Source organism: Paenibacillus mesotrionivorans, from assembly GCF_046098205.1.
GTDB classification, from domain to species: domain Bacteria; phylum Bacillota; class Bacilli; order Paenibacillales; family NBRC-103111; genus Paenibacillus_AR; species Paenibacillus_AR mesotrionivorans.
The window spans coordinates 128,299-142,043 of record NZ_JBJURJ010000004.1; the positions used below are offsets into that span (position 1 = coordinate 128,299).

Annotated in this window: 12 protein-coding genes; 6 read left to right on the forward strand and 6 right to left on the reverse strand. The window is 55.7% G+C overall.

Annotated features, from left to right (window positions below):
• The first annotated feature begins 91 nt into the window (after positions 1–91).
• On the forward strand, positions 92–943 hold the full coding sequence (locus ACI1P1_RS07215) for a LysR family transcriptional regulator (protein WP_416215690.1): 852 nt from the start codon (positions 92–94) through the stop codon (positions 941–943).
• Positions 944–1,430: 487 nt separating this feature from the next.
• On the opposite strand, the gene sdaAA is transcribed toward ACI1P1_RS07215, so the two are convergent.
• Together sdaAA and sdaAB are read right to left on the reverse strand one after the other, a co-directional pair.
• Positions 1,431–2,336 carry an L-serine ammonia-lyase, iron-sulfur-dependent, subunit alpha gene (gene sdaAA, locus ACI1P1_RS07220; RefSeq protein ID WP_416215691.1) on the reverse strand — a complete coding sequence of 302 codons (906 nt, stop codon included), beginning with the start codon at positions 2,334–2,336 and terminating at the stop codon, positions 1,431–1,433.
• Positions 2,337–2,340: 4 nt separating this feature from the next.
• Positions 2,341–3,021, reverse strand: a complete 681-nt coding sequence (gene sdaAB, locus ACI1P1_RS07225) for an L-serine ammonia-lyase, iron-sulfur-dependent subunit beta (protein WP_416215692.1) — start codon at positions 3,019–3,021, stop codon at positions 2,341–2,343.
• A gap of 171 nt (positions 3,022–3,192) precedes the next feature.
• On the opposite strand from sdaAB, the gene dpsA reads away from it, so the two are divergent.
• Positions 3,193–4,092: a dipicolinate synthase subunit DpsA gene (gene dpsA, locus ACI1P1_RS07230; protein ID WP_416215693.1), complete on the forward strand. Its 900-nt coding sequence runs from the start codon at positions 3,193–3,195 to the stop codon at positions 4,090–4,092.
• A 135-nt stretch (positions 4,093–4,227) separates the two neighbouring features.
• Positions 4,228–4,842 carry a CBO0543 family protein gene (locus ACI1P1_RS07235; RefSeq protein WP_416215694.1) on the forward strand — a complete coding sequence of 205 codons (615 nt, stop codon included), beginning with the start codon at positions 4,228–4,230 and terminating at the stop codon, positions 4,840–4,842.
• Between the two features lie 170 nt (positions 4,843–5,012).
• Here ACI1P1_RS07235 and ACI1P1_RS07240 read toward each other — a convergent pair whose 3' ends face one another.
• Both ACI1P1_RS07240 and ACI1P1_RS07245 read right to left on the reverse strand, forming a co-directional pair.
• A complete protein-coding gene (locus tag ACI1P1_RS07240) occupies positions 5,013–6,656 on the reverse strand; it encodes an NHL repeat-containing protein (RefSeq protein ID WP_416215695.1) in 1,644 nt (547 codons plus the stop codon).
• 266 nt (positions 6,657–6,922) lie between these two features.
• Positions 6,923–7,477 (reverse strand): TetR/AcrR family transcriptional regulator, encoded by a 555-nt coding sequence (locus tag ACI1P1_RS07245; RefSeq protein ID WP_416215696.1) that lies wholly within the window; start codon positions 7,475–7,477, stop codon positions 6,923–6,925.
• A 182-nt stretch (positions 7,478–7,659) separates the two neighbouring features.
• Between ACI1P1_RS07245 and ACI1P1_RS07250 the strand changes: the two genes are divergently transcribed.
• Entirely contained in the window at positions 7,660–8,700 is a 1,041-nt protein-coding gene (locus ACI1P1_RS07250) for an NAD(P)-dependent alcohol dehydrogenase (RefSeq protein WP_416215697.1), read from the forward strand.
• Between the two features lie 75 nt (positions 8,701–8,775).
• Here ACI1P1_RS07250 and ACI1P1_RS07255 read toward each other — a convergent pair whose 3' ends face one another.
• Positions 8,776–9,747, reverse strand: a complete 972-nt coding sequence (locus ACI1P1_RS07255) for a 2,3-diaminopropionate biosynthesis protein SbnB (protein WP_416215698.1) — start codon at positions 9,745–9,747, stop codon at positions 8,776–8,778.
• A gap of 48 nt (positions 9,748–9,795) precedes the next feature.
• Positions 9,796–11,985 (reverse strand): 2,3-diaminopropionate biosynthesis protein SbnA, encoded by a 2,190-nt coding sequence (sbnA, locus tag ACI1P1_RS07260; RefSeq protein WP_416215699.1) that lies wholly within the window; start codon positions 11,983–11,985, stop codon positions 9,796–9,798.
• A 161-nt stretch (positions 11,986–12,146) separates the two neighbouring features.
• On the opposite strand from sbnA, the gene ACI1P1_RS07265 reads away from it, so the two are divergent.
• Both ACI1P1_RS07265 and ACI1P1_RS07270 read left to right on the forward strand, forming a co-directional pair.
• Positions 12,147–12,995, forward strand: a complete 849-nt coding sequence (locus ACI1P1_RS07265) for a YheC/YheD family protein (protein ID WP_416215700.1) — start codon at positions 12,147–12,149, stop codon at positions 12,993–12,995.
• Between the two features lie 169 nt (positions 12,996–13,164).
• On the forward strand, positions 13,165–13,707 hold the full coding sequence (locus ACI1P1_RS07270) for a GNAT family N-acetyltransferase (RefSeq protein WP_416215701.1): 543 nt from the start codon (positions 13,165–13,167) through the stop codon (positions 13,705–13,707).
• The last annotated feature ends 38 nt before the right edge of the window (positions 13,708–13,745 follow it).

Consider the following 13,745-nt stretch of genomic DNA (forward strand, 5'->3'; position numbering starts at 1 on the left):
CATAAGGGAGGAGGAAGCCGGGAGTAAAATGATTGAAAATGGATGTTATCATCATTTATAATGATACTTATTCTAATTTGGAGAAGAACCGATGGAACTGAATGATCTGCGGATTTTTAAAACGGTTGCAGAATTGGGGAGTGTAAGCCAGGCTGCGGCGGAGCTAAGCTATGTCCAATCCAATGTCACGGCTAGAATTAAGCAGCTGGAGAAGGAGCTGCAGACGGAGCTGTTCTACCGGCATAAACGGGGCATGGTGCTCAATGCCGAGGGGAAACGGCTGATGGTGTATGCGGAGGACATATTGGGGAAAGCGGAAGAGATCAAACACGCCTTTGGGACGGACCGCCCAGCAGGCATCCTGAATATCGGGATAGTGGAAACGGTGATCAAGCTGCCGGGGATCTTATCCTCCTATCTAGAGAAGCATCCCCAAGTGGAGCTGTCCCTGACGGTGGGGGTGACGGAGCAGCTGGTTCAGGACGTGGCGGGGATGAAGCTGGACGGCGCTTTTGTGACCGGTCCGGTGAAGCATCCGTTGATCGAGTATCAGGAGGTGTTCCGGGAAGAGCTTATCCTTGTGGCTAAGAGCGATGTGTTTTCACTGGAGGATGTCACCAAAAAGCCGCTGCTGCTGTTCAATAAAGGCTGCGGGTACAGGGAACGGCTGGAACGCTGGCTGAAGGATGAGGGGGTGATCCCCCGGCAAATCATGCAGCTGGGCTCCTTCGAGACCATCATCGGCAGCATTGCCGCCGGAATCGGTATCACCATCGTGCCGCGCTCCTCTGTTCGCAGGCTGCTGGAAGAGGGGACTCTGCATGGGTTTGCCATTCCGAAGCCGTATAACGAGATTACCACCATCTTCATCCGGCGGAAGGATTCTTATTTATCCAACACGCTGCGTTCGTTTATGGAGGAATTGCAGAGCGCCGGGGTGTAAGCGATGCTCCTAATGGCGTATGCCGCCTCCTAAACCATCAATTTCCAATTAAATCCAGTGTTATCCTGCGAAAATGCATCTATTCTGCTGGAATTCCGCCTCTCCGTGCACCCTAAATGTAAAAGTGCAGCTATTTTCCGCGGTGGGGTACAGCTTGCACCCATCTCACGGAAATAACTGCACTTTTGCAGGATAAACCGTAAAAACGAAGGTTTGTTTGCCCAATAGATGCACTTTTGCATTTCGGGGGAGGTTTACGTTCCCACGAGGGCGTCCATTTCGGATGAGGCTGGGAGTAACGTTCCCACGGGGGCATCCCTATACCTAAAGGGCACTTCCACCATTCCTGGACATGCTCGATAGATTCGTTAGAGCTGCTGCCCGGCTTCCGAGTCTCAGTCTCCGGACTTCATTATCCGGCAGCCCCTCATTCCGGACTTCATTATCCGGCAGCCCCTCATTCCATACTCCGCTATCCGGTAGCCCCTCATTCCGTTGCCCCGTCGCCTTGGCCCTTGCCATAGAGCTGGCGCATGATGGCGCGCCCCGTCGGGGTTTGGGCCAGGCCGCCCTTGGCGGTCTCCCGGTGCCCGTCGGGCATGGCCGAACCCACCTCCAGCATCACTTGGACCACCTCATCGGAGGGGATGACGCTCCGGACCCCGGCTAACGCCATGTCGGCGGCGGCCAGTGCAGTGACCGCCCCGAAGCCGTTGCGCACGATGCAGGGGATCTCCACCAGGCCGCCTACAGGATCGCAGATGAGGCCCAGGGAATTCTTCAGCGCCAGGCCCACCGCGTGGATGGCCTGCTCCGGAGTGCCGCCCCGCAGCTCCGTCAGGGCCCCCGCCGCCATGCCGATGGCGGAGCCCACCTCCGCCTGACAGCCGCCTTCGGCGCCGGAGATGAAGGAGTTGTTGGCGATCACGAACCCGATGGCTCCGGAGGCGAACAGCGCATAGGTCATCGCTTCGTCATCGTAGCCGAACCGCTCCTGGGTGCTGACGAACACACCCGGGATAATCCCGCATGAACCTGCGGTGGGGGTGGCCACAATGCGGCCCATGGACGCATTCACCTCGGAGACCGCCAGAGCGTAGGCCATGGCCCGCCCTGCATCCCCGCCGAGATTGGAGGAGGCCCCCGGTCCGGCTCCATACTCCATCACCTTGCGGGCATCCCCGCCGGTCAGTCCGCTGCGGGAGCGGGTATCCTCCGTCAGTCCCCGCTCTACCGCTTCCTTCATGATGCCGTAATAATCCGCCATCTGGCGGAATACCGCCTCTTCCGCCATGCCGGATTCCGCGGCTTGCTCCCGCAGCATCATCCGCCCGATGGAGAGATGCTCCTCCGTACACAGCTTTGCCAATTGCTCCAAGGTTGAGAAGCGCATTCCATCACCCGTTCCCGTTTCGTAAATTGACCACACTGATCCTGCTTATATCCGCTAGCCCGGACAGCTGCTCCAGCACCTGGGGCTCTGCCGGCTCATCCATCTCCACAACCGTCAGTGCATCGCCGCTCCGCGATTTCCGGTTTACATTCATGTGCCCGATATTGATTCCCCGGTCACTGAGCAGCCGGGAGATATCCGCCACCATCCCCCGCTGGTCCCGGTGGAATACCAAGAGCGTGGGATAGTCCGCAGTAAACCGGACATCGAAGCCGTTCACCCGCGAAATTTCGATATTGCCGCCCCCGATGGATGCGCCTGTTACCGTATCCTCCCGGCCGTCGGCGCTTTGCACGCGGATGGACACTGTATTAGGATGCCCCGCCGGCAGCATAGCCGTCCGGAAACGAACCTCCATCCCGGCCTGCTCCGCCAAAGCCACTGCATCGCGGATGCGGGCATCATCCGTATCATAATCAAGCAGGCCGCCGATTAGCGCCAGGTCCGTGCCGTGGCCCTTGTAGGTGGCGGCGAAGGAGCCGTACAGCGTCAGCTCCGCCAGCTCCGGCGGGGCGCCATGGAGCCGCCTGGCCACACGCCCCAGCCGGGCAGCGCCTGCCGTATGCGAGCTGGAGGGACCCACCATGCTGGGCCCGATAATCGAAAACACATCTTTAAACCGCACGGTCCGTTCCCCATTTCCTGTCCATAACCAATGTGTTGAATCCAATCCTATTATACCGCGTACACAACATGTTCGTAAAAGGGCGGGAATCAGGCGGTTTGTGCAAAAAATCGGACCATCCGAAGCTTGTTTATTCGTGGAAACTGTCCTATATTTAGGCGGGGTGAGAGAATGTTTGCACATGAAAAACTGTTGATTGCAGGCGGGGACAGCCGCCAGCTGGAGGTGATCCGCCGGCTTGCCGGGACGGGTGCCGCCATATACATAGCCGGGTTTGATCAATGGGCCGGTACAGGCCTTGAACATATCCACCGGGTGCAGCTTTCGGAAGCGGTGTTCCGGGAATGCTCGGCGGTGATTCTGCCCGCCGTGGGAATCGGTGCTGCCGGTGAGGTGGACGCTCCTTATTCCTCGGAGGAGCTGACCGTCACAACCAATATGCTAGCCGCCATGCCGGCGGAGGGATTGGTGATTACAGGCAGTGTGAACGCTTATCTCCGGGAGGCCTGCAGCAAATACCGGCTCAGGTTGGCGGAGGTATATGCCAGAGATGACGTGGCCATCCTCAACTCCATTCCAACTGCCGAGGGAGCGGTTATGCTGGCCATCCAGCACACGGACATTACGCTACACGGGGCGTCGGTTATAGTGCTGGGGTTGGGGCGGGTTGGGATGACTCTGGCCCGGACCCTCAAGAATCTTGGCGCCACAGTCAGAGTGGGCATCCGGGAGCCGGAGCTTCAGGCCCGCGCCATCGAAATGGGGCTCCAGCCCTTCCATATGAACGGGCTGCCGGAAGAGGCGGCCAGCGCTGATATTCTGTTTAGTACAATTCCCGATATGGTGGTCACCGCCAGTGTGATCGCCAATATGTCCACTGCGTCCCTGATCGTGGATCTTGCCTCCAAACCGGGGGGGACGGACTTTCATGCCGCAGAGGCTGCCGGTGTCAAAGCCATTCATGCGCTGGGTTTGCCCGGCAAGGTAGCGCCCCGGACGGCCGGGCGGATTCTGGGAGATGCCATTGTCGAGATATTGAAGGAGGAGCTGCACAGCCCGCAGCGCCTGTAACACTTCATCGGCCAAGCCAATCAAGAGGAATGCTCTTGGTTGGCTTTTTTTCGCGGACAAAACGCATGCGTTAACCAAAAATTGGGGATGGTAGAGGGATAGCAGTGTATTTTTGGAGAATAGGTGGTTATTCGTATGGATTATCAAGAGGGGCTGAGCCGGGTGGGAGATGCCAACTCCAAAATTGTGGAGGCAAACGGCGAGGTTGCGGACGTTATTTTCAGTGTGTATATCTATCATTGGAACTGGTATTTGGCTATATTCCTGATCATCGCTCCTTGGGTGATATGGGCCATTTTCAGGAATCGGGAAAGCACCGCAAGATTATTGCTGGCGGCGCTGTTTATTATGATTTTCTCGGCGGTGCTGGATACCATCGGCATCGAAAACGGACTATGGGCTTATCCGGTGAAGGCGATTCCTTCCCCCACTCTGAGCTTTTCCTACCGATTATCCGTGCTGCCGGTGCTTGCCATGCTGCTGATCCAATATAAGCCCCATGTCAGTCCGATTCTGAAGTCGATTCTTTATGCGGGGGTCAGCGCTTATGTTGGTTTGCCCCTCATGTCTATGGTCGATCTGTACAAAAAGCTGAACTGGGCGTACACCTATTCCTTTTTTATTCTCATCACCATGTATTTGATCGCCTATTGGCTTACCCAGCTAAAAAGCTTTAAGCCCATATCGCCCGGACCCGATAAGGAAGAGCCCGAACTTCATCTGGTGCGCAGAAGGGAAAAGGCGCGTTAACTCCCGCCTAGCAGGCAAGGAAAGCGGCCAAAAATTATAAAAAAGAGCAGGTTATCGAAAAGATAGCCCGCTCCTTATATTAGGTGCCTCTGGTGCCATAATTGCATGATGTACTTAAGCTTGTAGCTCGGACAGCATTTTTAGCCGTGACATATTGAGTTCCTACCCGATTACCAACCATTAAACCGACGGAGTACATATCCTTCGCTGCTCAGATAAGCTGTGGTTCTGGAATAGGCCTTTGTCTTGTCATCGCCGGTTGTTGTGGCTTCCCGGGTATTGATGCTTGATCCGTTGACCCCTACATAGAACAGCACATGTGATCCGCTATTTACGTAGATATCATAGATCTGCCTGGCTGATGCGGCAATGGAATAGGTATAGGTAGAGCTTGCTAAATTTGTGGTGCTCAGCTTGGAGGTAAAGCCGGCTGCACTGCCCACGAAGCCCGAGCAGTCTAAGCCTGCGGTGCCGCTTTGGTAACCGGTGGTATCGGTGTTCACATTACCGGCAAATTTCCCTTTGCTCATGGCATCGGCGAAGCTTGTCCAGCTAGAGGAGGAATAGGTGGTCAGTCCATCGTTTCCTCCCCATGCATAAGGAATTCCTGTCTGAGTGGAGCCAGTAGCTGCACTTACAAGATAATCAGGCGTAGTGACCTTGGACGAATTGGGATTGACTTTGTTGGCTGCATTATAAGTCCAGGTAAGTGATGACATCGAATTGGCCTTGGTCTGAGTGGTATCCCGGGTGTTAGGCGCGTTAGAAGCCAAGGTGATGGCCTTAGCCTGAAGCTCCTCGGCAGCTTCATCCTTAAGAGCCTTTGCCTTAATCTGTGGAAGCTGAGACTTAAAGCTGGCAGAAGGGACAAAGGCCTTTTTGGTGATCTGCACCTGATCCTTCAAGCACAGGATTTGGTACAAATCTCCATTGGCAGTCAGCTCAATCATTTGGTTAGGTGTAAAATAATAGCTGCTGAGATCAATCGGTGCTACAGCCGTCAGGCTGTTTCCGGCATACTTCCGGACGGTATATTCACCCCTTACCTTGGGGGTATCAACCTGATCAAACAAATCCACATATAAGGTATTGTTTTGATCCGCATGAAGCACATTTACGCTGCCCAGCAGCTCGCTGGCGGAAACTTCAATATTGACGCCGTTCCGGGAGATTTGAGCGGTTTTAAGATCCTTTTTCATGGCTGCGGGGAGCTTGCTGCTCTCAGAAATGCCGGCTGTATCGGCAGCGGACAGAGCCTCACCCGGAATGCCAACCGGATAGCTGGTTTGGTTAGCAGACAGCCACACCTTGCCGGCGCTGTCTTTATACAGCTTTTCCATGGCATAACCATCCACACCTGCAGGGGCAGGCACCTCCTGAAGCAGATTGCCGTCCAAGGATGTGATAAAGATGCTTCCCTTATCCGTGTCCATCAAGTAGACCTTATCCTCCCCAACAGCCAAGCTTCGAATATAGTGGCTGTATGGGATGGCAATATCGAATGCGAAGGAGCCGTCTTTATATACATTAATCCGCTTATGCACATTGTCGGCAATGAGTATGGAGTGATCCGCATTGACCGTAAAGGCCTCCGGCCCCTCCTTGCCGCCTTCCTGAATGGAATAACCGAGTTCCCCGGGGCCGCTGCCTACATTCACGGTCAGAACAACGGTATCGCGGGACGAGATCAGATCTGCGGAGGCATCAGGAGCAACGGACGGTGCTGCAAAGGAGGTGGAAGGCAGCATAAGGATGGCGGCAATCAACAGGGCTGCGCGGCAGCTTGTCAGAAATCGTTTGTTGGCTTTAAACATGGTTTTCCTACCCTTCGTTTTGAAGTGAGAATAGTGACTTTGCACTTTTAGGATTTAAGCCAATACAGACTAAGACCGCTTCTCCTTTCTGTAAAAATAATGTAATTATGCAATACTATCCCATCGTATCATAGTGTAAAAATTTGGAAAGTGGGAAAAATCACAAGCATGGATTAAATGAAACGAAAAAAGGCCCCCGAGCAGCAACTCGGGGACCATTTTTTTATGAAATCAGCCTATGAAATGCAGAATTGAGGCTGACGCGTTTAGAGATTGCGTTCCAAAAGCGCGCCTAGTTGCTCAGCCAGTACCTGGTACGAGAAGGGCTTTTCATTCATGAACCACCACTCCACCACGCCCGCGTAAGCCGCCGCCGTAAACCGGACCAGAACCTCCTCCCGGATGCCTTCATTCTTCCCGCGGGTCACATCCAGCTCACAGCGGAATTCCTCAATGAGAAAATCCAGAAACCGGTTGCGGAAATAAGGGGCGCCTTTGCTGGCCAGCATCAACGAGAAGAAGGAATACTGCGCATCGAAATACTCGCAGAACACCAGAGTAGCCTCCGTCCATTCCAGCCGGCAGGAGGATTCGCACAGCTCCCGAAGCCGGTCCATATGCTCTCCGATCAGCTTGTCCAGAAGATCATATTTGTCCAGATAGTGCAGGTAAATGGTTCCGCGATTCACATTGGCCCTGTCGGAAATATCCTGGATGGTGATGTCATCCAGATGTTTTTCGCCCATCAGGGTAATCAAGGCGGTTTTGATGGCCTCCTGGGATTTGAGAATCCGTCTGTCCACTTTCGCCGATTTCACCATTTCAACGGCACCACACTTTCAATCATCATTTATTGCACAAATCCAAGCAGAATTGTTCATTATTGAACGGAAACGGCTGATTTAACCATTGCAATCGTTCCTGATGTTTTTATAATAATAAACATGTGTCCATTAATCAATGAGTATCCAATTATTCCTCAGCAAAATAAGGAGGCCATACCATGTGCAAAACCCATGTTTTATCTGTAGCCAGCGCCAAAGCGCCTTTCGAGAAAACAGTAATTGAACGCAGAGCCCTGCGGCCCCATGATGTCCTCATCGATATTCAATTCAGCGGCATCTGCCACTCGGATATACACAGCGCTCACGGGGAGTGGGGCGGAGGGATTTTCCCTATGGTGCCCGGCCATGAAATCGCCGGAGTTGTTTCGGCAGTGGGCCCGGAGGTGACGAAATTTGCTGTGGGGGACCGTGTAGGTGTGGGCTGTTTTGTGGATTCCTGCGGGGAATGTGAATACTGTCTCCAGGGGGAGGAGCAATACTGCACCAAAGGTGTGGTTTCCACCTATAATGCCCTGGACTATGACGGCAACCCCACCTATGGCGGCTACAGCCAGAAGATTGTGGTGACCGAAGGGTTTGTGGTGCGGATTCCAGACGCCCTCTCCCTGGATGCCGCCAGCCCGCTTTTGTGCGCAGGCATTACCACCTACTCCCCTCTCCGCCATTGGAAAGCGGGTCCCGGCAAAAAAGTCGCCATCGTGGGAGTGGGCGGTCTGGGCCATCTGGCCATCCAATTCGCCCATGCTATGGGCGCCGAGGTGACCGTGCTCAGCCGGTCCCGGGATAAGGAAGCGGAGGCCCGTTCCTTCGGCGCGGACCATTATTATGCCACCGGGGAGGAAGGCACCTTCGCGGCCTTGGCCAACCGCTTCGACCTGATCCTGAATACGGTATCGGCTAATCTGGATGTAGACGCCTACCTGTCCATGCTGCGAATTGACGGCACGCTGGTGAACGTCGGAGCGCCGGGCAAGCCGGACCAGTACCATGTATTTTCGCTGATTATGGGACGCAAGAGCCTGGCCGGTTCGCTGGTGGGCGGAATCCGTGAAACCCAGGAGATGCTGGATTTCGCCGCGGCGCATGGCATCGCCCCTCAAATCGAAGTTATCCGGGCCGATCAGGTGGATGAGGCTTATGAGCGGGTTCTTGCCAGCGATGTGCGGTACCGCTTCGTTATTGATATGGCTACCTTGTAAAAAAGAAGCACAAAAAACTCCTGCGTTTTACGCGCGGGAGTTTTTGTTATACGGCCGGTTGTTGCGGCGGAGGCTTCATGTAAGCTCCGTTCCTATCCCCATTTCTCTGGCCCTGCGGGCAAAATAAACCCCTGTGGCGATATCGAACACACCCATGCCCATGGGGCAGAAGAGGATCGGCTCTGCTCCTGCAAACTCCGCGAGGCTGCGGCGGCAGACCACATCGGCGAGGGTGCGGGTGCCGGAGCGGGTTAGTCCCTGCTCCAGATGAAGCCGTTCGATATCCGTATTCTCCCGGCAGACCTCCTCCCAATCATCGACGATGATAGCCTTCACCGACGCCAGCGCCTCGGAATGGTAATCCCGCAGGGACACATTCAGGAGAAGCTGACCTTCTGTGGGGGGAAGATGGATATACCGGTGATCGGAAACGGTGCAGGTCATGAAGATATCCGAACTCCGGTACACCTCCTCCCAGGATGCTGCTGCCTTGGTCTTTTCCAGGTAGTGGGCCGGCACGTCGGCCTCCGGCAGGTTCACCTCCCGGAGATCATAAATCCGCACTCTTCTAATCCGGTCCCCGTAAAGCGCCAAGGCCATTTCATAATGAAGCCTGCCTACAGGACCCCATCCTATAATTCCCAGATTAATCTGCTCCAGCGGCTGCTCCTCCAGGAAAGCGCGCATCATAAGCCCGCTGACGGAGGCGGTTCTGACGATGCTGGTCAAGGGCGAATTCAGAATGGCGGAGGGTACGCCAGTTTGCGCATCATTCAATACCATTACGCTGTGGGCACGGGGCAGGCCGTGGTTAATATTGTCCGGGAAGCTGGCAATCCACTTGATGCCGGCCGCTTGGACCGGCCCTCCAACGTAAGCGGGCATGGCAATAATCCGGTTCCGCGGATCTCCATACCGCAGATAGGGCTTGATCGGCTGGGCATAATCCCCCGTATCGGCAGTAAACACCGCAGCCTCCAGTGCATCCAGAAGAGCAGGCCAGTCAAGGCCCACAGCCCGGATATCCCGGTCATTCAGATACAGCATAACGTGTCCTCCTTCCGGCAAAATACCGGTCCTGCTTCAGCGGATAGTTCACTCCCCGGGCAGTCTGCCAAACTGGCTTTTGACCCAGGTGTCCGAATAGACGGTGTCCAGGTAACGCTCTCCCTTATCATGGATGATACCGGCACATACAGCCCCCGGCGGCAGCTGCGGCTCCATCCTTCTGACGGCTGCAAGGACACCCCCTGAGGAGGGACCGGCCAGAATGCCTTCCTTCTGCGCCAGCGCCCGGCAGCTCTCCACCATCTCCCAGTCGGAGACATGAATGATATGGTCCGCCAAATCCGGCCCGCAGAAGGGAGGCACAATTCCGGCGCCCAGCCCGGGGAACCGCCGCTTCTCCTGATTCCCGCCGAATATCGCGCTGCCCTCAGCGTCGACCGCAACAATCCTCGTGGCAAGCTTATGATCCCTGACATATTCGGCCAGCCCCCGGATGGTCCCGCAGGTGCTGACACTGCAGAACAGATAGTCCACCCGGTGAAGCTGCTCCGCGATTTCCTTCATGGTGGTATGGTAGTGGGCCAGGTAATTATTGATGTTGGCATATTGGTTCGGCCAATAGCTGCCCGGTATGGCCCCGAGCAGCTCCTCCACACGGTGCAGCCGGGCGGGCAGGAACTCGCCGGTAACCGGGTCAGGTTCGGACACGTAGCTGATTTGCGCACCAAGGGCCTGCATGATCTTGAGGTTGGCCTCCGTTGTTCTCGGATCGATGACGCTGATGAAGCGCAGCTCCAGACAGCGGCAAATCATCGCCAGGCTGATGGCCATGTTGCCCGAGCTGGACTCGATAATCACGCTTCCTCTGCCGATCCGGCCTTCCTTCCAGGCTTCCTGAAGCATCCGCAGGGCGGGACGGTCCTTGGCGCTGCCTCCCGGATTCAGAAGCTCCAGCTTACCGTAGACGGTGATTTCGCTCCCCGGAAACAGGCGGCTGAGCTTAACCAGAGGCGTATTACCGATGGTGGAAAGGAAACCTGTGCTAAACTCCTCCGGCTCCGGGGGGATAACAGCCGACCCGTAATACAGCTTCTTGTTCTTAACCTGAGTCCTCTGCGGCGGTTCATCCTGTCCGACTGCAGTCACCTCAATATCGTCCAGCAGGCGGTTTTGGATCATCAGGCCGATCTCCGGGATCGATTCCCGGATGTCTCTGCGGATAGCGGGAATGGCCTCGTCCAGCGGGGATTTGCTGCGGATGTGGACCCGAAGGGCATTTTCCCGCACATGGACCCGGACGATCGCATCCTGAACATGCCGGTACACAGCCTGCTCGATATCGTACAGGCTGATTTTCTCTCCGTGTTTCAGCTCCTTGCCCACCCTTTTGACAATGGACTGGAAGCTCTGCCTCTCCATGCCGTCCACCGTGATGGCCCGCAGGTCCCTGACCACATCGTAGGTGACAAAACGCAAGGCAGGCAGCTCCCGTCGGACGAAGGAGGTGACGGCAAGAATACGTTCATCTGCGCCCAGGGGCTCCAGCTCCAGGCCCAGCTCATCTGCCCCGATGCCCTCCGCATATATACCGTCTGCCAGAAGATATCTGCCGGCCTCATGGGAGTAATACGCCATCGTCCCCATTTCAATGGAGCCGTAGGTGTCGGTGATATGGCTCTCCTGAAGCCCGAACAGGCGGGCCATGTTCTGCTGCCACTGGGGGGTGGCGACTTCTCCCACCAGAATGATCCGGCGGATGCCGAAGGCGCGGGGGTCCGCAGCAGCATGGACGATATGGTCCAGGATGGATGGCATGGTATACAGCAAATCCGGCTGGAAGGAGAGCAGCTGCTCAATATGCTCCTCTACGGGCAGCTCGAAGGGAATGGCACGCCCCTCCAGCCCAAGCTGCTTGAATATGTCCAAGGCCGTGCTGGCTGCATGGCCTGTTCCCATATCGGCCAGAGCCTTGGTGCATCCACTTCCGGCGATCAGCTGGCCGAACAGCCTGGTTTTGATCTCCACATAGCTCTGGTCATCCTCTTCCGAATAAAAGATGGATTTCCGTGCGCCAGAGCTTGTACCTGAGGTCCGGTAGACGGCTAAGGCCGGGTCAGGGGCTTTGTTATAATAATGGGCCTCGAGAATCTCTGCGGACATGAGGGGAAGGTCCTGCAGGGAAACGTTTGGTTGATGGACTCCGGGCAGATTTTTGTACCAGGGGAAGACCTGGATTACCTCCTGCAGCTTCTCCTGCAATTTGTCTAGCGGTAGCATAGCCGCCTCCGTTCGCTGCCTGATGCAGCCTCGTTAGTTGAATGTCACCATAATTTATGATGATTTTCCCGGGTATGTTCTCGGATTGGGCCAATTGCCCAGGCAAAAGCCGTGCCGCTGCCGTACTGTATTGCGAGAGGTACAGGAGCGGAGGGGAAGCGATGAGGGGCATGGCGGTAAGCCGCATATCCAACAAACTGACGAAAACCCGGGTGCTGGTGAAACATCCGGAGCTGAACAAGCATATTCCGGCTACGCGGAGGATGGATAAATCCAGTTTGCAGGGGATGCTGGAGAAGTATGGCATGGTGTATATCAAACCCTGCTGCGGTTCTTTGGGTAAGGGGGTCATCCGGGTTGAACGGTTGTCCGCCGGTGGAAAAGCGGGAAGCAGCGAGAAGGAGAACCTGAGCGCTTTAGGGCAGAAGGGGAGCTACCGGTATCAGGCGGGCACCCGGGTGAGCAGCTTTACCGGCTATGACAAGCTGTACCATGCCCTGGCCGGTGAGACGTTGGGCAAGCCGTATCTCGTACAGAAGGGGATCAGGCTGCTTACGTATGAGAGCCGTCCCTTCGATATCCGGGTCATGGTGCAGAAGAGTCCCAAGGGAGGATGGGAGGCGACGGGAATCGCCGGGCGGGTGGCCCATCCCCGTAAGGTGGTGACCAATGGGAGCCAGGGAGGAACTATTTACCCGGTGGAGACGTTATTGGAGACTCACACCTCTTTGGCCAAACGGACAGATCTGATCGACTCCATGAACCGGTTGGGGGTGAAGGCGGCTGTACAGCTGAGCGGGACTTACCCCGGTCTCCGGGAAATCGGCGTGGATATCGCCCTGGATAAGGGCCTGCACCCATGGATTCTGGAGGTGAACACCTATCCGGATCCCTGCCCCTTCACCAAGCTCCCGGACGACCGTATGCTCCGCCGCATCGTCCGTTACGGCAAGGCGTACGGCCGGATTTATTGCCTGAAGTGCACCAAGGCCAAGCGGGGAATGGGGTAAGGAGGGTTTGAAGAGGCTCCTGCGTATGGTGCGCAGGGGCTTTTTGCTGTGACCGGGTAAAATGGCGCGGCGGCATGGATGACTATAGCTAATCTTTACCGCTGCGGGCGGGCAGAAGATAGTATGATGAGATACAGAAGCACCTACATTGGAAAAAAGAGGATTGAGTATGAATGCCACCATCCATTTAACCGACCGGGATACGAAATTTATCATCCATAATCTGTACCCTTTGTACCTGCATGATCTGTCCGAAATCTGGGGCTGGACGCCAAATGATTACGGAGTGTTTGAGGACGGCCCCACGCTGACCCTGCAGGAGCAGAATCAGGAATTTGCCGTCTGGTGGGAGCACCCCGGGGTACTCTATCCGTATCTGATCCGGGCGGACGGGATTCCGGTGGGGTTTGCCCTGGTGGCTGCTCCGCCGTATGCCCCTCCCGGCATTGAGTTTTACTTAAATGAATTTTTTGTGCTGCGTTCCTTTCGGGGCAAGGGCATTGCCAAATCCGCTGCCATGCAGGTGTTCGATGCCCACGCAGGGGCTTGGGAGCTGCAAACCAATCCCACCGAGGCCAATCAGCGGGCTCAGGCTTTTTGGAGAAAAACCCTGCAAAGCTATACCGCAGGCGCCTTCCGCACCCACGTCGGTGAAAGCGGGAAAGGCGGGGTAAAGTGGATTTTCCGCTTCCATAATGGGGGAGGAGCTTGATTCACTAGGTCGCTTGCTGTTTTGGGGCGTGAATATGA

Excerpts from the sequence above, each read along its gene's own strand:
- ACI1P1_RS07235 (WP_416215694.1), top strand. The coding sequence starts at position 4,228 with ATGGATTATCAAGAGGGGCTGAGCCGGGTGGGAGATGCCAACTCCAAA.
- dpsA (WP_416215693.1), top strand. The coding sequence starts at position 3,193 with ATGTTTGCACATGAAAAACTGTTGATTGCAGGCGGGGACAGCCGCCAG.
- ACI1P1_RS07265 (WP_416215700.1), top strand. The coding sequence starts at position 12,147 with ATGAGGGGCATGGCGGTAAGCCGCATATCCAACAAACTGACGAAAACC.
- ACI1P1_RS07250 (WP_416215697.1), top strand. The coding sequence starts at position 7,660 with ATGTGCAAAACCCATGTTTTATCTGTAGCCAGCGCCAAAGCGCCTTTC.
- ACI1P1_RS07215 (WP_416215690.1), top strand. The coding sequence starts at position 92 with ATGGAACTGAATGATCTGCGGATTTTTAAAACGGTTGCAGAATTGGGG.
- ACI1P1_RS07240 (WP_416215695.1), bottom strand. The coding sequence starts at position 6,656 with ATGTTTAAAGCCAACAAACGATTTCTGACAAGCTGCCGCGCAGCCCTG.
- ACI1P1_RS07245 (WP_416215696.1), bottom strand. The coding sequence starts at position 7,477 with ATGGTGAAATCGGCGAAAGTGGACAGACGGATTCTCAAATCCCAGGAG.
- sdaAA (WP_416215691.1), bottom strand. The coding sequence starts at position 2,336 with ATGCGCTTCTCAACCTTGGAGCAATTGGCAAAGCTGTGTACGGAGGAG.
- sbnA (WP_416215699.1), bottom strand. The coding sequence starts at position 11,985 with ATGCTACCGCTAGACAAATTGCAGGAGAAGCTGCAGGAGGTAATCCAG.
- ACI1P1_RS07255 (WP_416215698.1), bottom strand. The coding sequence starts at position 9,747 with ATGCTGTATCTGAATGACCGGGATATCCGGGCTGTGGGCCTTGACTGG.
- ACI1P1_RS07270 (WP_416215701.1), top strand. The coding sequence starts at position 13,165 with ATGAATGCCACCATCCATTTAACCGACCGGGATACGAAATTTATCATC.